The sequence below is a fragment of the Bradyrhizobium sp. HKCCYLRH3097 genome (assembly GCF_051167875.1).
GTDB lineage: Bacteria > Pseudomonadota > Alphaproteobacteria > Rhizobiales > Xanthobacteraceae > Bradyrhizobium.
In genome coordinates this window covers 30,111-48,296 of sequence record NZ_JBNPTX010000018.1, presented here as the reverse complement: position 1 = coordinate 48,296, position 18,186 = coordinate 30,111, and the positions used below count along the sequence as shown (strand labels likewise).

Annotated in this window: 17 protein-coding genes; 11 read left to right on the top strand and 6 right to left on the bottom strand. The window is 67.4% G+C overall.

Features of this window, described 5'->3' with window-relative positions; genetic code table 11:
- Window positions 1–7: 7 nt before the first annotated feature.
- Both ACQR0U_RS30905 and ACQR0U_RS30900 read right to left on the bottom strand, forming a co-directional pair.
- Complete coding sequence (locus tag ACQR0U_RS30905) at window positions 8–1,324, bottom strand: TAXI family TRAP transporter solute-binding subunit (protein ID WP_316166492.1); 1,317 nt, start codon at window positions 1,322–1,324, stop codon at window positions 8–10.
- 310 nt (window positions 1,325–1,634) lie between these two features.
- A complete protein-coding gene (locus tag ACQR0U_RS30900; protein ID WP_434872377.1) occupies window positions 1,635–2,903 on the bottom strand; it encodes an MFS transporter in 1,269 nt (422 codons plus the stop codon).
- A gap of 140 nt (window positions 2,904–3,043) precedes the next feature.
- Here ACQR0U_RS30900 and ACQR0U_RS30895 point away from each other — a divergent pair, with 140 nt between their 5' ends.
- The 9 genes from ACQR0U_RS30895 to ACQR0U_RS30855 all read left to right on the top strand — a co-directional run bounded on the left by ACQR0U_RS30895 (window position 3,044) and on the right by ACQR0U_RS30855 (window position 12,119).
- On the top strand, window positions 3,044–3,511 hold the full coding sequence (locus ACQR0U_RS30895; protein ID WP_315752703.1) for a hypothetical protein: 468 nt from the start codon (window positions 3,044–3,046) through the stop codon (window positions 3,509–3,511).
- Window positions 3,512–3,580: 69 nt separating this feature from the next.
- Complete coding sequence (locus ACQR0U_RS30890) at window positions 3,581–3,871, top strand: hypothetical protein (RefSeq protein WP_315714054.1); 291 nt, start codon at window positions 3,581–3,583, stop codon at window positions 3,869–3,871.
- Between the two features lie 10 nt (window positions 3,872–3,881).
- Window positions 3,882–5,294, top strand: a complete 1,413-nt coding sequence (locus ACQR0U_RS30885) for a TolC family protein (protein ID WP_434842724.1) — start codon at window positions 3,882–3,884, stop codon at window positions 5,292–5,294.
- A gap of 13 nt (window positions 5,295–5,307) precedes the next feature.
- Window positions 5,308–6,642, top strand: coding sequence for a multicopper oxidase family protein (locus ACQR0U_RS30880; RefSeq protein ID WP_316191569.1), 1,335 nt, complete (start codon window positions 5,308–5,310; stop codon window positions 6,640–6,642).
- 47 nt (window positions 6,643–6,689) lie between these two features.
- Window positions 6,690–7,148 carry a cupredoxin domain-containing protein gene (locus ACQR0U_RS30875; RefSeq protein ID WP_315752700.1) on the top strand — a complete coding sequence of 153 codons (459 nt, stop codon included), beginning with the start codon at window positions 6,690–6,692 and terminating at the stop codon, window positions 7,146–7,148.
- Window positions 7,149–7,243: 95 nt separating this feature from the next.
- Window positions 7,244–7,540, top strand: a complete 297-nt coding sequence (locus tag ACQR0U_RS30870) for a copper-binding protein (protein ID WP_315752699.1) — start codon at window positions 7,244–7,246, stop codon at window positions 7,538–7,540.
- Between the two features lie 182 nt (window positions 7,541–7,722).
- Window positions 7,723–8,016 (top strand): DUF1330 domain-containing protein, encoded by a 294-nt coding sequence (locus ACQR0U_RS30865; RefSeq protein ID WP_434872373.1) that lies wholly within the window; start codon window positions 7,723–7,725, stop codon window positions 8,014–8,016.
- Between the two features lie 353 nt (window positions 8,017–8,369).
- Window positions 8,370–10,601: a tetratricopeptide repeat protein gene (locus ACQR0U_RS30860; protein WP_434872372.1), complete on the top strand. Its 2,232-nt coding sequence runs from the start codon at window positions 8,370–8,372 to the stop codon at window positions 10,599–10,601.
- Between the two features lie 348 nt (window positions 10,602–10,949).
- Entirely contained in the window at window positions 10,950–12,119 is a 1,170-nt protein-coding gene (locus ACQR0U_RS30855; RefSeq protein ID WP_315752696.1) for a TAXI family TRAP transporter solute-binding subunit, read from the top strand.
- Between the two features lie 21 nt (window positions 12,120–12,140).
- Here the strand turns inward: ACQR0U_RS30855 and maiA are convergent, their stop codons facing one another.
- Together maiA and ACQR0U_RS30845 are read right to left on the bottom strand one after the other, a co-directional pair.
- Window positions 12,141–12,812 (bottom strand): maleylacetoacetate isomerase, encoded by a 672-nt coding sequence (gene maiA / locus ACQR0U_RS30850; protein WP_315714046.1) that lies wholly within the window; start codon window positions 12,810–12,812, stop codon window positions 12,141–12,143.
- 82 nt (window positions 12,813–12,894) lie between these two features.
- The gene (locus ACQR0U_RS30845) at window positions 12,895–13,242 is read right to left on the bottom strand and encodes a MerR family transcriptional regulator (protein ID WP_315714045.1); all 348 of its coding nucleotides are present in this window, start codon (window positions 13,240–13,242) and stop codon (window positions 12,895–12,897) included.
- A gap of 82 nt (window positions 13,243–13,324) precedes the next feature.
- On the opposite strand from ACQR0U_RS30845, the gene ACQR0U_RS30840 reads away from it, so the two are divergent.
- Complete coding sequence (locus ACQR0U_RS30840) at window positions 13,325–14,335, top strand: zinc-dependent alcohol dehydrogenase family protein (RefSeq protein ID WP_434872376.1); 1,011 nt, start codon at window positions 13,325–13,327, stop codon at window positions 14,333–14,335.
- 221 nt (window positions 14,336–14,556) lie between these two features.
- Here ACQR0U_RS30840 and ACQR0U_RS30835 read toward each other — a convergent pair whose 3' ends face one another.
- On the bottom strand, window positions 14,557–15,072 hold the full coding sequence (locus ACQR0U_RS30835) for a cytochrome family protein (RefSeq protein WP_315752692.1): 516 nt from the start codon (window positions 15,070–15,072) through the stop codon (window positions 14,557–14,559).
- 33 nt (window positions 15,073–15,105) lie between these two features.
- A complete protein-coding gene (locus tag ACQR0U_RS30830; RefSeq protein WP_434842722.1) occupies window positions 15,106–15,318 on the bottom strand; it encodes a hypothetical protein in 213 nt (70 codons plus the stop codon).
- 729 nt (window positions 15,319–16,047) lie between these two features.
- Here ACQR0U_RS30830 and flhA point away from each other — a divergent pair.
- Window positions 16,048–18,174, top strand: a complete 2,127-nt coding sequence (gene flhA / locus ACQR0U_RS30825; protein ID WP_315714040.1) for a flagellar biosynthesis protein FlhA — start codon at window positions 16,048–16,050, stop codon at window positions 18,172–18,174.
- Window positions 18,175–18,186: the final 12 nt, after the last annotated feature.

The window sequence follows — 18,186 nt, the reverse complement described above, 5'->3', positions numbered from 1 at the left end:
TGACAGCTCAGCGCGACGGCGTCGGCGGCCCGCCATGCTGCTGGCGCCATTGCAGGAACTGGCGGAACAGGGCGCTGCGCTCAGCCGGATCGTTCGACAGCTGTCCCCCGCTCTGGCGCACGAAGCTCTCGAACTGGGTCTGGCGCACGTCGGCGACCTGCGGCCGCGGCACCATGTTGTGCGCCAGCAGCCACTCTTCCGCGGCCTTGAACCGCTTCCAGTTCGGGATGGCGGCGACGATGCTCGACTCCCGCCATTTCGGATGCCGCGGCGGCTTCATGAACTCGTCGTAGTTGGCGAAGAACGCCTCGACGAAGCGCGCCACCTTTCGGTAGCGCTCGGTATTCTCCGGCCAATTGTAGCTGACGAGCAGCATGCCGATCGCCACCGTCTCGATCGTCTCGCCGGGGTTGAGCAGGTTCGGATATTCCTCGGAGGACAATGTCGTCGGCAGATAGAGGTCCTGCAGCCGGCGGTCGTAGGGGATCGTCACCAGGTGCAGCGCGCGGTTGTCGTTCCTGATGTTGCGGGCGAGCTGGAACACCTTGCCGGTGGAGACGATGTAGGCGTCCGCGTCGCCATCGATCAGCTTCTGGATCGATTTGGCGTCATCGGTCGCGTAGTCGAATGACGCCGTCAGGCCCAGCCGGTTGAAGATCACGCGCGCGGAATAGAAGCCGACATCGGTCGGCGCGATGACGCGCTTGCCGTTGAGATCGAAGATCGAGCGGATCGAGGAGCGCGCGATGACATGGATCTCGTTGTGATAGAGCCGCGCGATGTAGCGGAGTTGCGAGGTGATGTCGGGAATGCCGTATTGCAGGCGGTAGAATTCGGGCACGTCGGCGGCGACCGCGCCCATGTCGATGCTCTTCAGGAACAGAATATCCGAGACGTTGCGCACCGGTCCCTTGCCGAGCACCGGCAGCACGCGGACGTTGGTCTGATCATCGAGCACGCGCGCCATGTCCGAGCCGAACACGGAGGTGGCGCCGCCGGCCGGCGCGGTGATGATGGTGACGGTGCCGTCGTTGACGTCGGTCGGGTTGGGCAGCCGCCACACGTCCGGCCCGCTGCCGGGCGCGGGCGACAGCGACGCCGGCAGGCCGGCGGGACGTGGCGGCGCGGGGATCACGGGCGCGCCGTTCGGCCGGACGGCCGGGGCGACGGGCACGATGATGGAGCGGGTCGCTGCCGGGCGCGGCGGCTGCGGCGGTTGTTGTTGCAGCTGCGGCCAAGCCTGCGCCGATGCCTGGCTCAGCATGAGTCCGGCTGCGAGCGCGGCGAGCGCGACTTGCGAAGCTGCCTTCGTGACGATGGACATAGCGCAACGGCCTCCTGCACCATCGCGATGCCGCCGCAGCGTTCTCGACCCGTCCGGAGCATTCACCTCGAGGCCTGCCTGCGTCAGGCATGCGACGGGCGACCGCGGCCTCGGCTGAGACCTCGCGACAACCAACCTCGCGATGCGGAGCGCGCCCGAGGCCAAATGGCCGCGATCGGCTCCGATCGAGTTCCATAGTTGCGTGACGTGATTCGATCGATTTGCGGCGGCCGCCGGGATTTTGTATGACGACGTGCATATAAGCCGGATATTGGGCTCCGGCTGTGGCTCTCGTGCAACGCCTCTTGTTTCAGGCTGCCAGCCGGTGTTGCCGTCGTGCCAGGATCAGCAGCGTCACGACGATGGCCAGGTTCAGACCATTCCACGCGACGCCGTTGGCGAAGGCCGCCGAATAGGACCCCGTGGCGTCGAAGATGACGCCCGAGACCCAGCCGCCGAACGACATGCCGAACACCGAGGCGAAGATGATGATGCCGACCCGGGTGGCGGCCTCGCGCGCCGGCATCGCCTCACGCACGATGATCGCATAGCTCGGTACGATGCCGCCCTGGAACAGGCCGAACATGCCCGAGATCAGATAGAGCGACGTCAGGCCGTCGAAGAACAGATAGAACAGCAGCGCAAAACCCTGCGCCAGCGAGCCGATCAGCAAGGTCCTGACGCCGCCGATGCGATCGGCGAGAAAGCCGGAGCCGATCCGGCTGACGATGCCGAGCGCCATCATCAAGGACAGCATCTGCGCGCCGATGGCGACGCCGTAGCCGAGATCGCCGCAATAGGCGACGATGTGCACCTGCGGCATCGCCATCGCCACGCAGCAGGCGATCGCGGCGACGCTGAGCAGCACCGTCAGCGCATTGGTGGAGATCGGCAGCTCCAGTTGCGGCGGCGCCGCGCTGGCATGATTCTGCGCGCCGGCGCCATCCATGCGGGCGCGCAACACCAGGAGCAGCGCGCTCATCGTCACCGCGCAGAACACACCGAGCGCGACATGGCTGGCGCGCCAGCCGATCTGCTGCACGCCCCAATTCACCAGCGGCGGCCACACCGTGCCGGCGACGTAGTTGCCCGAGGCGACGATGGTGACGGCGAGGCCGCGATAGCGCACGAACCAGTGCGACGCCTCCGCCATCAGCGGCGCGAAGGTGACGGACGAGCCGAGTCCGACGAGGAAATACACCGCCTGAAACTGCCACAGCGTCACCGAGGCGCCGGCGAGCAGATAGGCCGCGGCCGTCGTCGCGATGCTGAGCGCCATTGCGGTGACGATGCCGAAGCGGTCGGTGATCCGGCCGACGATGACGCCGCCGAGGCCGAAGCCGAACATCGTCAGCGTGTAGGCCAGCGAGACCGCGCCGCGGCTGGCAGCGAACTCGGCCTGCACGACCGGCAGAACGACGACGACGGTCCACATCCCCGCGCCGCCGATGGAACCGATGACGAGCGCAAGCGCCAGCCGCGCCCAGGCCTGGCGCGAGTCCGGAATGAAATGAGGCGCTTGCTCGAATCTTGTATTGGGTCCGTGCACGATTTCAGCAACTTCGTTGCCGCACCGCATCAGGTCAAGCCACATTGCTGCGGCAATGGGCATGCAGAAGCAGCGCAACAGGAGGGATCTGCACGATCACGGTTCGGCCCTCTTGGCGGCGCAACGCTTTATCATTAGGTTGCGCGCCGGATTGGAGTGATTGGCCGCGCATGTCGTTGGGACTGACACGAAAGATGCTGATGGTGGCAGGACGGCTGCTCGTCCTTGCTTACCTCGTCTGCGTGGTCAGCCCCGGCGTGGCGCTCGCGCTCGGCGCGGGGGTGGCGCCCTGTCTCGACGAGACCGTCGTTGGCGCTGTGGTCTCGCCTCACGACGCGGCTCGCCACGAGATGGTCATGACTGCGATGCCGCAGACAATTGCGGCGCACGCCCATCATCATGCTCATCCTGTCGCCGACGCCGGAATGCACGCTCCAGCTTCCTCGCCGTCGCACCACGATCATGGCAAGATGCCAGGCCCGTGCTGCGCCATGATGTGCGCCGTGGGCCTGGCCGCCACGCTGCCGGCAGTCGCCCTCCCCGCCCGCCTCGCTGCCATCGGCGTCGTTGCGCGCGACGAAGGCCTGCCCAGCCGCACGCCGCCGCGCCTGTACCGTCCCCCCATCGTCCTGGCCTGAGCGAACGACCCCGGCTTCGCGCGCAAATGACGCGCGGCCGCTCGCGTTTCATCAGACCAAGGATACCTCATGTTGTCGCAATCCAGGGCGACGCCCGCTGCCGCATGTCCGGCGCGGCGCAGCCTGCCATTCTCCGTCGTCGCCGGCGCATTGACGCTGCTTGCCGCGACGAGCCTCGCCGCCTGCCAGCCGCGCACGGTCGCGTTAGCCGGGGCTGATCCGGCCGATCCGGCGGCGAACGCTGCGCCCGTGCGCATGTCGGGCGTCGTCGGACCCTACACGCCACTGCGCCCGGCCGCGCCGGCCGCCTGGGGCCAGCGCACCGACCCCGGCGCACCGCGCCCTGAGCCGAGCCGCTAAGGAGCGCCACATGCAGGGGACCATCAGGCTCGCGGCGCTCGCCGCAGCACTTGCGCTCGCAGGCTGCGCCTCGTTCTCGCCGGACGGCGGCATGAGCGCCGTCGCGGACATCGCCGGCCACACCACCGGCAAGGAGGTCGCCTCGGTGAGAGGCAATGACGACGCCGAACGCGTCCGCGCTGCGACGCGCCGCCTGCTCGCCCGGCCCTTGTCGGCTGATGCCGCCGTGCAGGTCGCGCTGTTCAACAACAAGGGCCTGCAGGCGACCTACAACGCGCTCGCGCTCAGCGAGGCGGACATGGTCGAGGCCAGCCTGCCGCCGAACCCGACCTTCTCCCTGATGCGCATCAGCGGCGACGGCGCGCTGGAGGCCGAGCGTCAGGTCGCCGGCGACATCCTGGCGCTCGCCACCTTGCCGCTGCGCTCGGAGATCGCGCGCGAGCGGTTTCGCCAGGCCCAATTGAAGGCCGCGCTGGCGACACTGCGGCTCGCCGCCGAGGTCCGCCGCGCGCATGTGCGCGCCGTCGCCGCCAACGAGCTGGTGGCCCTGCTCGTCGAGGCGCAATCGGCCGCGGAGGCGACCGCGAAGCTCGCCTCGAAGCTCGGCGAGACCGGCGCGCTCAACCGGCTCGATCAGGCGCGCGAGCAGGTGTTCTATGCCGAGACCACGGCCGAGCTCGCCACCGCCCGCCGTGCCGCAGGAAGCGCCCGCGAGCGGCTGATCCGTCTGATGGGCCTGTGGGGCGACGATCTGAATTTCCGCCTGCCCGATCGGTTGCCGGCGCTGCCGCGCCGCCCGCTGAGCCAGCCCTTCGTCGAGGCCGATGCCGTCGGCCATCGCATCGATCTGCAGGTCGCCCGCCTCGAGCTCACGGCGCTCGCCACCGCGCTGCAGCTCAGCGAGGCCACGCGCTTCGTCACCCTGCTCGATCTCGCCGGCCTCGACCGCAAGACCGTCGAGCCCGACGGCCGCATCATCCGTGAACGCGGCTACGACGTGCAGTTCCAGATCCCGATCTTCGACGGCGGCGAGGTCCGCGTGCGGCAGGCGGCCGAGACCTACAACATCGCCTTCAACCGCCTGACCGAGCGCGCCGTCACCGTCCGCTCCGAGGCGCGCGACGCCTATCGCAGCTACCGCGCGGCCTTCGACATCGCCGGCCATTACGCCCGCGAGGTGCTGCCGCTGCGCCGGATCATCAGCGAGGAGATGCAGCTGCGCTATTCCAGCATGCAGGTCGACATCTTCGCGCTGCTGCTCGAGGCGCGGCAGCGCCTGGCCTCGCGCCGCGCCGCGATCGACGCCGTCAGAGACTTCTTCCTCGCCGAGGCCGAGCTGTCGGCCGCCGTCAATGGCGGAGTCGCGAGCGGCGAAGACAGCGCACAGCAGACCGCGAGCGCGCTCGCGCCAAGCAACGACTGAGAGGAGAGCCAACATGTTGTCCCGCCGAACCCTGCTCGGCTCCGCGGCGCTGGCCGGCGCCTCCGCCGTCTCCGGCCGCGTCCAGGCTGCTTCCATTCCGGAGGCGCCGACCATGGACAAGGCCGTGATGCAGCCGCCGCTGCATCCCAGCGCCGGCCCCGACTATCAGCCGGTGGTCACGCTCAACGGCTGGTCGCTGCCGTTCCGCATGAACGGCGACTGGAAGGAATTCCATCTCGTCGCCGAGCCGGTCACGCGCGAGTTCGCGCCCGGCATGACCACGCATCTGTGGGGCTACAACGGCCAATCGCCGGGCCCGACCATCGAGGCGGTCGAGGGCGACAAGCTCAGGATCTTCGTCACCAACAAATTGCCGGAATACACCACCGTGCACTGGCACGGCGTGATCCTGCCCTGCGGCATGGACGGCGTCGGCGGACTGACGCAGCCGCACATCAAGCCCGGCAAGACCTTCGTCTACGAGTTCGAGATGAAGCATGCCGGCACCTTCATGTATCACCCGCACGCCGACGAGATGGTGCAGATGGCGATGGGCATGATGGGCATGATCGTCGTGCATCCGCGCGACAACCTGCCGCCGCCGGTCGACCGCGACTTCGTATTCGTGATGTCGACCTACCGCATCGAGCCCGGCAGCTATCTGCCGAAGGTCAACGAGATGACCGACTTCAACATGTGGACCTGGAATGCGCGGGTGTTTCCCGGCATCGATTCCTTGCCGGTGCGGCTCGGCGATCGCGTCCGCATCCGCATCGGCAATCTCACCATGACCAACCATCCGATCCACCTCCACGGCCACAAGTTCAAGGTGATCGGCACCGACGGCGGCTGGCTTCCCGAAACGGCGCAATTCCCGGAGACCACGACCGACGTGCCGGTCGGCGCGGTGCGCGTGCTCGACTTCACCGCCGACAACCCCGGCGACTGGGCGTTCCATTGCCACAAGTCGCATCACACGATGAATGCGATGGGCCACGACATGCGCAACCTGATCGGCGTGCCGCGCAAGGAGCTGGCCGCCGCCGTCGGCAAGCTCGCGCCCGACGGCATGGTGATGGGCAACACCGGCATGGCGATGGGCAACATGGAGATGCCGGCCCCCGACAACACGCTGCCGATGATGACCGGCAGCGGCCAGTTCGGGCCGATCGAGATGGGCGGCATGTTCACGACCGTGAAGGTGCGCGAGGGCCTCGCCCGCGACGACTACCGCGATCCCGGCCCGTATCAGTTCCCCAAGGGCACCGTGGCCTACGAGGTCGCAAGCGCGCCGGAGCCGGTGCGGCGAAGCGACGGCGCACCGACGCAGGTCCGCACCCAGCGCTGAATTCACCAAACACCGCATCAACCGACGACCACCATCAGGAGATATCCATGAAGACTGCATTCGCGATCAGCGCAATGGCGGCGGCCGCTCTGATCGTAGCACCGGCCCGTGGCCATGAGCAGCACGGATCGCGCGGCTATTCCGCCGGTGAGCCGGGTGATCCCAAACAGCCGTCACGCACCATCGAGGTGCTGCTGAGCGAGATGGAGTTCACGCCGGCGCGCATCGAGGTGAAGCGCGGCGAGCAGATCCGCTTCGTGCTGCGCAACACCGGCAAGGAGGATCACGAGTTCCTGCTCGCCACCAAGGCCGAGAACCTGAAGCACGCCGCGGTCATGAAGAAGCACCCGCATATGGAGCACGACGAGCCCAACGGCGCCCGGCTCGCGCCGAACAAGACCGCCGAGCTGCTGTGGCGGTTCACCAAGCCCGGCACGTTCGAATATTCCTGCCTGATCCCAGATCATCGCGAGTTCGGCATGACCGGCCACGTTGCCGTGAAGTGACGGATGAAGCCGTCTTGACAACGCGTAGGGCGGATCATCGCCGCGTCATTCGCCCTACGCCTCGCCATGAGTTCACCAGTAGAAGGAAACACATCATGAAGACGTTCTCTCAGCTCACGACCGCCGCCGCATTGGTTCTCGCTCTCGCGACCCCTGCCCTCGCCGCCGAGGCGATCAGCGGCGACGTCAAGAAGGTCGATGAGGCCAACGCCAAGATCACCCTCCACCACGGCCCGGCCAAGAGTCTTGGCATGGACGAGGCCATGACCATGGTCTACCGCGTCAAGGACGCTGCGCTGCTGAAAGGCCTCAAGGCCGGCGACAAGGTGAAGTTCGAGGCGGTCGAGGACGCCTCCGGCTACACGGTGACCAAGATCGAGAGGGGCAAGTAGGCGGCAGCGTTTCGAGCCGTCCCGTTCTTCACCGCTGTTCCGGGGCGCGCGCGGCGACGACGTCGCCGGACAGCGCGAGCCCGGAATGACGTGTGGATGGATCAGGCCACGAACCGGTGGCCGGATGGGTTTGCTTTCCAAGTTCGGATCGTATGATCGCGGCTCCCTGCGCGGAGCATGCCATGAAAGCCTATCTCGTCCTCGATCTCGCCGTTCACGACCTCGCAGCGTTCAAGGTCTACATCGAACGGATCCCCGCCTTCATCGCGAGGCATGGCGGCCGCTACATCGTCCAGGGCGCAGTGCCCACGCCGGTCGAAGGCGGCTGGACGCCAGAGCGCATCGTGATCCTGGAGTTCCCGTCGCGCCAGAACGCCACCGACTTCCTTGGTGATCCCGAGATCCAGGATCTGTTCGCGATCCGGCACCGCGCCACGTCGAGCCGGTTGGTGCTGGTCGACGGCTGCGCGGAGTGAGCGCTGCAATGTTGTGCCGGAAGGCTGTGCCGAGCCAAGGAGGCGCCCTATCGTCGGCGTGACATCCGCAGCTGGCGGATCACGCGGCGCTGATCCGCCCTGCGCGAACTGCCCCGTCGCTTCCTGGGCATTCGCGGGCGCGACAAGTTCCCTCCGTCCTCCCGTTAACCATTTGCTAACCATGGCGCGGGCAAGCTTCGCCGCGTCGCGCTGCGCGTGGCCGGCGACCGGACGACCACAGGACATCCTGGGCTTTGCTGCCGCCGGGCATGGCGGCGGCCCGGTTGCCGGCCGCAGCGCGCCGCTGCGGCGTCCGACGCCATGCCGTCCTGTCTGTCCGGAGACCCAAGTCCTTGAGCACCGTCGGTTCGCGCGCCTTCCAGAAGGCGCGGCAGGAAAAGAAGCAGAAGAAGCTCGTCGAGACGCAGCTGACGACGGCGTACAAGGCCTTCCAGGCCGGACGCCAGGCGGAGGCGCAGGCGCTGTGCGCGAAGCTGCTGCAGGAGGTCCCCGGCTGCTTCGATGCCATGCATCTGCTCGGCGTGTCGCTGGTGTCATCGGCGCGCTTCGCCGAGGCCACCGCCTTCCTGACGCAGGCCGTCGCGATGGAGCCGAATTCCGCCGACGCGCAGTCCAATCTCGGCTGGGCGCTGATCAATTGCGAGCGCTACGCGGAGGCGCGCGCCGCGCTGGAGCGATCGCTGGCGCTGCGCCCGAATGCGCCGATCACCTTGCGCAACCTCGCAATCGCGCTGCTGCGGCTCGGACAGGGCGAGGCCTCGCTCGCGGCCGCGACCCGCGCCCTCGAGCTCAAGCCGGACGACGTCGATGCCTGGTGCAATCGCAGCGTCGCCGAGCTGATGCTGCGGCGCTGGGACGCCGCTGCCGCCAGCGCCGAGCGCGCGCTGGCCTTCAGCCCGAACCATTTCGAGGCCACGGTCAACAAGGGCCTCGCCCATCTCGAGCTGCACCATTTCGAGCTGGCGGAAGCGACCTTCAATGCGGCGCTGGCGGCACGCCCGGCCCACGCCGAGCTGCGGGCACATCGCGGCCGGCTCTACATGATCTCCGGACGCACGGCGGAAGCCGAAGCCGATTTCGACGCCGCCGTGACGCTCGATCCCAATCTGCAACTGGGATGGCAGGGCAAGGCGCAGATCTGCATCCTCAACGGCAACGTCGCGCAGGCGATGGCCGCCTGCAAGCGCGTGCTCGACACCAATCCGAAGGCGCAGGTCGCGCTCACCCTGCTCGGCGCCTGCCGCGGCCGGCTCGGCGACGTCGCAGGCGCCATCGCCCAGTTCGACCAGGCGCTCGCGGTGCAGCCGGACTATGACGAGGCGATCACCAAGAAGATCTTCTATCTCGACTTCCTGCCCGGCGCCGACTTCGCGGTCCAGCAGGCGGCGCGGCAATATTGGTGGATGGCGGTCGGCTCCAGATTCCCGCGCCGCAAGCTTGCGCCGCGTTCGCTCGATCCCGACCGGCGCATCGTCGTCGGCTACGTCTCGGCCGACTTCCGCATGCATTCGGCGGCCTTCGCCTTCCTGCCCGTGCTGCGCGGCCACGACAAGACGCAGGTCCAGGTCAACTGCTACTCGACCTCGCCGCGGCACGATTCCTACACCGCGACGTTCCAGTCGATCGCCGACGTCTGGGTCGAGGCCTCGAGCCTGTCCGACGACGAGCTCGCCGACCGCATCCAGGCCGACGGCGTCGACATCCTGGTCGATCTCTCCGGCTACACCACGGGCACGCGCATGCCGGTGTTCGCGCGCAAGCCGGCGCCGATCCAGGTTACGGCCTGGGGCAGCGGCACCGGCACGGGCCTTGCCACGATGGACTACTTCTTCGCCGATCCGGTCACGGTGCCCGAGAGCGTCCGGCCGCTGTTCGCCGAGCACGTCCACGACCTGCCGTCGGTGATCACGATCGATCCGGTGCTCGACGTTCCGCCGTCGCCGCTGCCGATGCTGACGAACGGCTACGTCACCTTCGGCGTCTACAACCGCATCGACAAGATCTCCGACGCGGCGATCGCGCTGTGGGCACGGCTGCTCGCCGATATCCCCGACGCGAAGCTCGTCGTCAAGCATCTCGCGCTGAACGATCCCGCGGTGCGCGACGGGCTGCTCGCCCGCTTCGTCGCACACGGCGTGCCCGAGGCGCGCATCCTCTGCCTCGGCGCCAGCGAGCGCGTCGAGCATCTCAAGTCCTACGAGCGCATCGACATCTCGCTCGACCCGTTCCCGCAGAACGGCGGCATCTCGACGTTCGAATCGCTCTACATGGGCGTGCCGGTCGTCGCCAAGCTCGGCGCCGGCGCGGCCTCGCGCGCCGCCGGCGGCATCCTGACCGCGGCCGGCCTCGCCGACTGGGTCGCAGGCGATGATGACGGCTACATCCGGATCGCCAAGAGCTTTGCCGCGCGGCCCGAGCTGCTGGCGAAGCTGCGGCCCGAACTACCCGACCTGGTCGCGCGCTCGGCGGCTGGCGACGTCGCCAACTACACGCGCTGCGTCGAAGCCGGCTATCGGCAGTTCTGGCGGGACTATTGCGCCAAGGGAAGCAAGGCCGGCGCCTGATCGCGCCGTGCCAAGGCCTCGATCTCGCAGCAGCCCTCGACGCCCGATCGCACGAACGTCCGGCTTCGACCGCCCCCTGCAACCGCAAGCTGCATCGATCTCCGCTGTGCCATTTTGGCCGCGTGCGATCTCGCGCGCGGCTCTCGGACTGATACCACGGCGTTTCTCCGTCCAGACCAAGGCGCAATCAAGCCTATGGCTTTTTGGTGGCGAGGATGCGCCTCGCAGCAGCCCCGGTTGCGCCCAACCGGCGAGTAGTAGACCTGATTCATCAACCAAGGAGATAATGCGCGAAAATCGACCGTGCCTCGCGATCGCCGTGTGGCCGGCAACGGAGGAATTTGGGGCATGCGGGTCGCGTTGTTGAGTTGCGTCGTTGCGGCGGGATTGAGTTTGGCGGCACCGTTGCTCCCGGCCATGGCACAGACGGCGCGGACCGGAAGGCCGGCGGCGGCAACGGCCGCTGCGGCCGGCGAAGGCGGCAAGCTGCAGGAGTCCAACGAATGGACGGTCGGCGTCGCCGGCGGCCTGCTCGAAGGCACCAACATCCGGTTTGCCGCCGAGATGGCCAAGGTGCTCGACGACCGCCCGAACCTGCGCGTGCTGCCGATGGTGACCTACGGCGCGCTCGGCAACATCGAGGACCTGCTGTATCTGCGCGGCGTCGACGTCACCATCACCTCGGCGGACGTGCTCGACGAGTTCGTCCGCAACGGCACGCTCGCCAACATCAAGAACCGGATCCGCTACATCTGCTCGTTCTACATCAACGAGATGCATGTCTACGTCCGCCCGGAGATCAGGACGCTGGAGGATCTCGCCGGCAAGAAGGTCTCCTTCAACACCGTGGGCAGCGCCGCCAACCTCACCGGCGGCATCGTGTTCGACCGGCTCAAGATCGGCGCGGAAAAGGTGTTCATCAACAATTCGGTGGCGCTGGAGAAGATGCGCAGTGGCGAGATCGCCGGCGTCGTCCACGTCACCGGCAAGCCGACCGATCTGTTCGCCAAGTTCAAGCCGGAGCCGGGCTTCCACTTCCTGCCGATTCCGTTCGCGCGCAGCCTGCAGGACTACTACGTGCCGACCAAGCTGACCTCGCAGGACTACCCCAATCTGCTCAAGCCCGGCGAGAGCGTCGAGACGATCGGCGTGCCGCAGGTGCTGGCGGTCTACAACTGGCCGCCGGAGACCGAGCGCTACCGCCGCGTCGCGCGCTTCGTCGACTATCTGTTCAAGCGGTTCGACCAGTTCAAGCAGCCGCCGTTCCATCCGAAATGGAACGAGATCAACCTCGCCTCCTCGCTGCCCGGCTGGACCCGCTTCCGCGCCGCGGAGGAGCTGCTGGCCAGCACGCGCCCGCCGCAGGCCGACGGCGCCGCCGTCAAGCAGCAGTTCGACGAGTGGATGAGCACGCGGGCGCCGACCGGCGGCCGGCGGATGAGCGAGGACGAGACCAGGGTCCTGTTCGAGCAGTTCCGCGACTGGATGAAGCGGGACGGCGGCCAGCCGGCGCGATAGCGCCGAGGGTCGTGGCGTCGACTACGACACCGCCGGCTTGCGGCGCAGCGCCGCCGGCGTGTCGGGTTGCGCCAGCGGATGGGCGGACGCGAACGCCGGCAGCGCCATCGCGGCCTCGACGACGCGCTGCACCGTCGGCGTCGCGGCGAGGTCGAGGCCTTTATTGCGCGCGAAGACGGCGTGGCCGGCGAGGCAGATGTCGGCCATCGTCGGCGCATCGCCATGGCAGAACCGGCCGGTCGCGACATGGCCGGCAAGCTGGGCCTCGATCGCGACCAGCATCTCCGCCGCCCAGTGCCTGAGCCAGGCCGCGCGCGCCGCGTCGTCCACGTGCAGCACCTCGGTGAGATAGCGCTGCACCCGCGGCGTCGTCAGCGGATGCGCATCGCAGGCGATCATCGCCGCCAGCGCCCTCACCCGCGCGCGCCCCTTGGCATCGGCAGGCAGCAGCGCAGCGCCCGGACAGGCTTCGTCGAGATATTCGAGGATCGCCAGCGACTGCGTCAGCACGGTGCCGTCGTCGAGCACCAGCGCCGGCAGCGCCATCTGCGGGTTGAGCGCGGCATAGGCCTCGTCGCGATGCTGCTGCCGGTCGACATCGACCGCGACCTGCTGATAGGCGATGCCCTTGAGGTTGAGCGCGATGCGCACGCGAAAGCTCGCCAGCGACTGCCAGAACGAATAGAGCTTCATGCGGGGTCCCCCTGGGCAGGCGAGTGAATGTCGACGTCTTCGATCGATCCGTCGCCCACGGTCGACATTCGATATCCGGCGATCAGTTCACGCTCGAGATGAAGCCTGCGAGAATCGTCCGGCTCTGGCTGAGTGCCTCGATGCGTTGATCGATGAGGCCGACCTGCTGCGCCAGTATTCTTCGCAAATTGTCGCAAGGCCTGAAATCTGGACGGTTGTTGCGCACGCAGGGGAGCAACTGCTTGATCGTCTCGAGCGTCATGCCGGCTGAGCCGAGCAGTTTGATCCGGCGCACGGCTTCCTCGTCCGCCGGCCCGTAGTCGCGGTAACCGGACGAGGTTCGGTGCGGCGCAAGCAAGCCTTCGTCCTCGTAGTAACGCAGCATCCGGATGCTGACTCCCGTCCTCCGGGAAAGTTCGCCGATCTTCACTGAAAACCTCTTGACCCTGACAGCGCTGTCAGACCTTACAGATCGTGCTCATCCAAGTGGAGTCCCTTGTGAAGGAGCGACGATGAAAGCCTATCATTTGAATGGCCATGCGGGCGCGGGTCGCCTGGTGCGCACCGACGTCATCAAACCCGAACCCGCCCCTGGCGAGGTCCGCATTCAGGTCGAGGCGGCAAGTCTCAACTATCGCGACCTCCTGATCCTCGACCGAGCGGGTGAAGGCGGTTTCGACCGCCGAGTCCCGCTCTCCGACGGCGCAGGCATCGTTGATGCCGTAGGCTCCGATGTCGTTCAATGGCGCCCGGGCGACCGTGTGGCCGCATCGTTCTTTCGCGATTGGATTTCCGGGCCGTTCAAGGCGAGCTATGTTCCGTCAGCCCTCGGCGGCAGCACGATGGATGGCATGCTGGCGGAGTACGTGGTGCTGCCGGCGACGGCGCTGGTCCCCGTGCCGGCGCACCTCACGTCGATCGAAGCCGCGACCCTGCCCTGTGCCGGCGTGACGGCCTGGCACGGCCTCATCACCCGTGGCGGAATGGGCAAGGCCGACACGCTGCTGGTCCAGGGAACCGGCGGCGTCGCGCTGTTCGGCCTTCAGTTCGCGGCCGCGCTGGGCGCGCGCGCGATCGTCATCTCGTCCTCGGATGAGAAGCTCGCCCGCGCCCAGGCGCTCGGCGCCTCGATCCTGATCAACTACCGCGACACGCCCGATTGGGATGTCGCCGTGATGAAAGCGACGGATGGCGAAGGCGCCACGCATGTCCTCGAGCTCGGCGGCCCCGGCACCTACGACCGATCGCTGCGGTCGGTCGCTTCGGGTGGCAAGATCGTCCAGATCGGTGTCTTGACGGGGTTCGGCCCCAAGCCCGACCTCGCCCGCCTGCAGTGGGAGAATGCCGACATCATCGGCGTCACCGTGGGTTCGGTCGAACATTTCACGGCCATGAATCGATTCCTGGCCGAACACGCGATCCACCCGATCGTCGATCGGGTCTACGACTTTGACGACGCTCCCGAAGCGTTCGGCCTTCTCCGGTCCGGCTCGCACTTCGGCAAGATCGTTGTGAAGCTATAGGCGAGAGGATGTGAGCACTTCGCCGATCTGCGATGCCGGAAAGCGCATCCCCCGGAGTTGGCACCTGCCAACAAAGAGCGGCCGGAAGTCTCTCCGGGTTGGAATCAACCCACGCAACAAACCGAGGGGTCGATCACGCCTCGCTGATCCGCACGCGTGGCCCCGGCCGGCAGCAGCGCCGGACGGCGCGTGACCGGTCCTGCTTCACCGTCCGCCCGCTGTCACTCCGCGCCGGCCGTGAAGTCCTGGTCGGCAACGCTGGCGGTCTGCGGCACCTTGATGACCACGGCGGCGCGATTGAGCGCCTGGTGGCAGGAGTTGCAGGCGGCGGTGAGGTCGGCATAGGAGCGCTCGAAGCGGCCGATGTCCTTCTGCTTGATGGCCTGCGCCAGTTCGTCGAACGGCTGCTGCGTCACGGCCGTCGTCATGTCGGCAAACGAATTGCCCTCGACCAGTGGCTGCGCCCGGCTGACGCGGTTGAACGCGCCCTTGAGATTGCCGAGCTCATAGGCGCTGAACGCCCAGTTGCCGCTATGGCCGGCGATCCAGAGCCTGAGATGGCGCGGCTGGATGGTCGCGATCATCAGGTCGCTGACGGTCGGCAGGTAGGCTGGCGCCGGGGTCGGTGTCGGCGTCTCCGCCCTGGGCGCAGCGACCGCGATGAGCGATGCAAGCCCGGCCAGGCCAGCAGCCGTCGCTGTCAGCCGCAGACCATGGGGGAGCTTCTGTCGACGCATTTTCGGTTCTCCTGCATTCAATTTAGAAGCCTTCTAAAGAGCAGCATCCCTCGCCGCCAATCGCAAACGCTGATCGCAGCGATCAGAAAAACTTGATGCCGCGCGCCGCGCGACACGCACGATATCGACACATTGCTCGGCGCCATGCGCGCAGCCGGACGACGCGCAAGCGCCGAGCCCCGGGTCAGCAGAAAACCTGAATTTTGATTTGACGAAATATTCTTGTTTCATTTTTTCCGAAATCATGTATATGATCTCCCATCCTGCTTCCGCCGGAGGGGCGTGTCGCGACCGTCACGAGACGTGGGAGGTGGGATGCGATGGGCGCAGGGAATCGCAGCGTGGCTTCGTGCCGCGCGGACGAACGGTTCGTTGCGCACGGCGAAATCGTGCGGTCCTGATACCCCGACGCTGGTATCAAGCGGGTGGCGGTGCTCACGCATTGCGCCTGTGATGGTGGCCAACAAGCCCGGCGCACCAGGGAGACCACGTATAAGCCGTTCCAACCGTCGCGCAGGGAAGGCCGGGTGATTCGGCCAGACCTGTGGTGACTGCCGCCTGCTTTTTTTGCTGCAGGCGGGCCACGGGCGCGGCCAGCGCCCGGCCTTCCCTGCGCCCTCCATCCGATCGAGGGCGGACCTGACGCACAACTCGGGCGCGCGGCGCCGCGAGACCGTGGGCGCACGCCAACCAAGCCGATGCAGGAGACCGACCGATGCAGACCAGCGCCTGGCTCGCCAAGTGCGCCCGCTCTCCTGCCCCCGCAACCCTTTGTTAACCGCCATTAACCGAACGCTAACCAACCACCGGGCAAAAATTGCCGGGTGGAATGTGCGTGTCGTGGTTGGGTGCAGTTGACGGAGGAGACCTTCCGTGGACGCCGGCGCGGTACCTCAGTTTCGGAACGGCGGCCCTGCGGCCGTCGCGCAGTCGTTTGGGGCCGGCACACGCGGCCCGCGGGAAGGGGCGAAAGCCATGGTCGACGTCACGGCGGGTCAGGGGGTCGGATCTCCGGCCGGCGGGTTCTCATTCGCTGACCTCAAGACAGCAGTCCTGCGCGGCGACATCGCGCTGGCGCTCGGCATCCTCACCATCCTGGTGGTGCTGATCCTGCCGCTGCCCTCGCTGGTGCTCGATCTGTTCCTGGCGATCTCGATCACCCTGTCGATCCTGATCCTAATGACCGCCTTATTCATCCAGGCGCCGCTGGAATTCTCGTCCTTTCCGACCATCCTGCTGATCTCGACGATGCTCCGGCTGTCGCTGAACCTGGCCTCGACCCGCCTGATCCTGTCGCGTGGCCACGAGGGCACCGATGCGGCCGGCCACGTCATCGAGGCGTTCGGCAACTTCGTGATGAGCGGCAATTTCGTCATCGGCATCATCGTGTTCGCGATCCTGGTGACGGTGAACTTCGTCGTCATCACCAAGGGTTCGGGCCGCATCGCCGAGGTCGCGGCGCGCTTCCATCTGGACTCCATGCCCGGCAAGCAGATGGCGATCGACGCCGACCTCTCCGCCGGCCTGATCGACGAGAAGGTCGCCAAGATCAGGCGCAAGGAGCTGGAGGACGAAAGCGGCTTCTTCGGCGCCATGGACGGTGCCTCCAAATTCGTCCGCGGCGACGCGGTCGCCGGCCTGCTCGTCGTCTTCATCAACATCATCGGCGGCATCATCATCGGCGTCGCCCAGCAGGGTCTCGGCTTTGCCGAGGCCGCCCGCACCTACACCACGCTGACCGTCGGCGACGGCCTCGTGACCCAGGTGCCGGCGCTGATCGTCTCGACCGCCGCGGGCCTCCTGGTCTCCAAGGCCGGCGTCAGCGGCGCCGCCGACAAGGCGCTGATCAAGCAGTTCTCGGGCTATCCGCAGGCGCTCGGCATGTCGGCCGCCGTGATGCTGGTGCTGGCGCTGCTGCCGGGCATCCCGACCCTTCCGTTCCTGGCGCTCGGCGGCGGCGCCGCCGCGCTCGCCCTCAAGGCGCGCAAGCAGAAGGAGGTCGCGAAGGCCGAGGAGGTCGCCGCGGCTGCAGCGCCGGCGGCGGCTGCCACCGCCGCGGCCGCAGAGGAGCCGATCTCGGCCGCGCTCAAGATCGACGACCTCAAGATCGAGCTCGGCTATGCGCTGCTGCCGCTCGTGAACGCGCCCGACGGCACCGACCGCCTGACCGACCAGATCAAGGCGCTGCGCCGGTCGCTGGCGATCGAGATGGGTTTCGTGATGCCGTCGGTGCGCATCCTCGACAACGTCCAGCTCGAGGCCAACACCTACATCATCAAGATCAAGGAGGTCGACGCCGGCTCCGGCAAGATCTGGCCGAGCCAGTTCATGGTCATGGACCCCGGCGGCAACCAGGTCGCGGTGCCCGGCATCCACACGACGGAGCCGACCTTCGGCCTGCCCGCCACCTGGGTCGACGCCGGTCTGAAGGAAGAGGCGACGCTCAAGGGCTACACGGTCGTCGACGCGGCGACCGTGCTGTCGACGCACCTGACCGAGCTGCTCAAGGCCAATATGAGCGACCTGCTGTCCTACGGCGAGGTGCAGAAGCTCCTGAAGGAGCTGCCGAAGGAGCAGAGCGAGCTGGTCAAGGACATCGTGCCGACGCAGATCACGATTTCCGGCATCCAGCGCGTGCTGCAACTGCTGTTATCGGAGCGCATCTCGATCCGCGACCTCTCGACCATCCTCGAAGGCATCGCCGACGCGCTCGCGTTCTCGCGCAACCCGGCAACGATCGTCGAGCACGTGCGCGCCCGCCTCGCCCGCCAGATCTGCGCCCAGAACACCTCGCCGATGGGCTACCTGCCGCTGATCGCGCTGTCGGCCAGGTGGGAGCAGGCGTTTGCGGAATCGCTGATCGGCCAAGGCGAGGAGCGCAGCCTCGCGATGCAGCCGTCGAAGCTGTCGGAGTTCATGACCGCGACGCGCGATGCGTTCGAGCGCGCCGCGCGCGAGGGCGAATCGCCGGTGCTGGTGACGTCGGCGGCGATCCGGCCGTTCGTCCGCTCGCTGGTCGAGCGCTTCCGCGCCCAGACCACGGTGCTGTCGCAGGCCGAGATCCATCCGCGCGCGCGGCTGAAGACGGTGGGGAGCGTGTGACGGCTGGCGTTG

What these genes read in the sequence shown, in the direction of transcription:
- ACQR0U_RS30905 (WP_316166492.1), bottom strand. Translation starts at nt 1,324, where the DNA reads ATGTCCATCGTCACGAAGGCAGCTTCGCAAGTCGCGCTCGCCGCGCTC.
- ACQR0U_RS30900 (WP_434872377.1), bottom strand. Translation starts at nt 2,903, where the DNA reads ATGCGGTGCGGCAACGAAGTTGCTGAAATCGTGCACGGACCCAATACA.
- ACQR0U_RS30895 (WP_315752703.1), top strand. Translation starts at nt 3,044, where the DNA reads ATGTCGTTGGGACTGACACGAAAGATGCTGATGGTGGCAGGACGGCTG.
- ACQR0U_RS30890 (WP_315714054.1), top strand. Translation starts at nt 3,581, where the DNA reads ATGTTGTCGCAATCCAGGGCGACGCCCGCTGCCGCATGTCCGGCGCGG.
- ACQR0U_RS30885 (WP_434842724.1), top strand. Translation starts at nt 3,882, where the DNA reads ATGCAGGGGACCATCAGGCTCGCGGCGCTCGCCGCAGCACTTGCGCTC.
- ACQR0U_RS30880 (WP_316191569.1), top strand. Translation starts at nt 5,308, where the DNA reads ATGTTGTCCCGCCGAACCCTGCTCGGCTCCGCGGCGCTGGCCGGCGCC.
- ACQR0U_RS30875 (WP_315752700.1), top strand. Translation starts at nt 6,690, where the DNA reads ATGAAGACTGCATTCGCGATCAGCGCAATGGCGGCGGCCGCTCTGATC.
- ACQR0U_RS30870 (WP_315752699.1), top strand. Translation starts at nt 7,244, where the DNA reads ATGAAGACGTTCTCTCAGCTCACGACCGCCGCCGCATTGGTTCTCGCT.
- ACQR0U_RS30865 (WP_434872373.1), top strand. Translation starts at nt 7,723, where the DNA reads ATGAAAGCCTATCTCGTCCTCGATCTCGCCGTTCACGACCTCGCAGCG.
- ACQR0U_RS30855 (WP_315752696.1), top strand. Translation starts at nt 10,950, where the DNA reads ATGCGGGTCGCGTTGTTGAGTTGCGTCGTTGCGGCGGGATTGAGTTTG.
- maiA (WP_315714046.1), bottom strand. Translation starts at nt 12,812, where the DNA reads ATGAAGCTCTATTCGTTCTGGCAGTCGCTGGCGAGCTTTCGCGTGCGC.
- ACQR0U_RS30840 (WP_434872376.1), top strand. Translation starts at nt 13,325, where the DNA reads ATGAAAGCCTATCATTTGAATGGCCATGCGGGCGCGGGTCGCCTGGTG.
- ACQR0U_RS30835 (WP_315752692.1), bottom strand. Translation starts at nt 15,072, where the DNA reads ATGCGTCGACAGAAGCTCCCCCATGGTCTGCGGCTGACAGCGACGGCT.
- ACQR0U_RS30830 (WP_434842722.1), bottom strand. Translation starts at nt 15,318, where the DNA reads ATGATTTCGGAAAAAATGAAACAAGAATATTTCGTCAAATCAAAATTC.
- flhA (WP_315714040.1), top strand. Translation starts at nt 16,048, where the DNA reads ATGGTCGACGTCACGGCGGGTCAGGGGGTCGGATCTCCGGCCGGCGGG.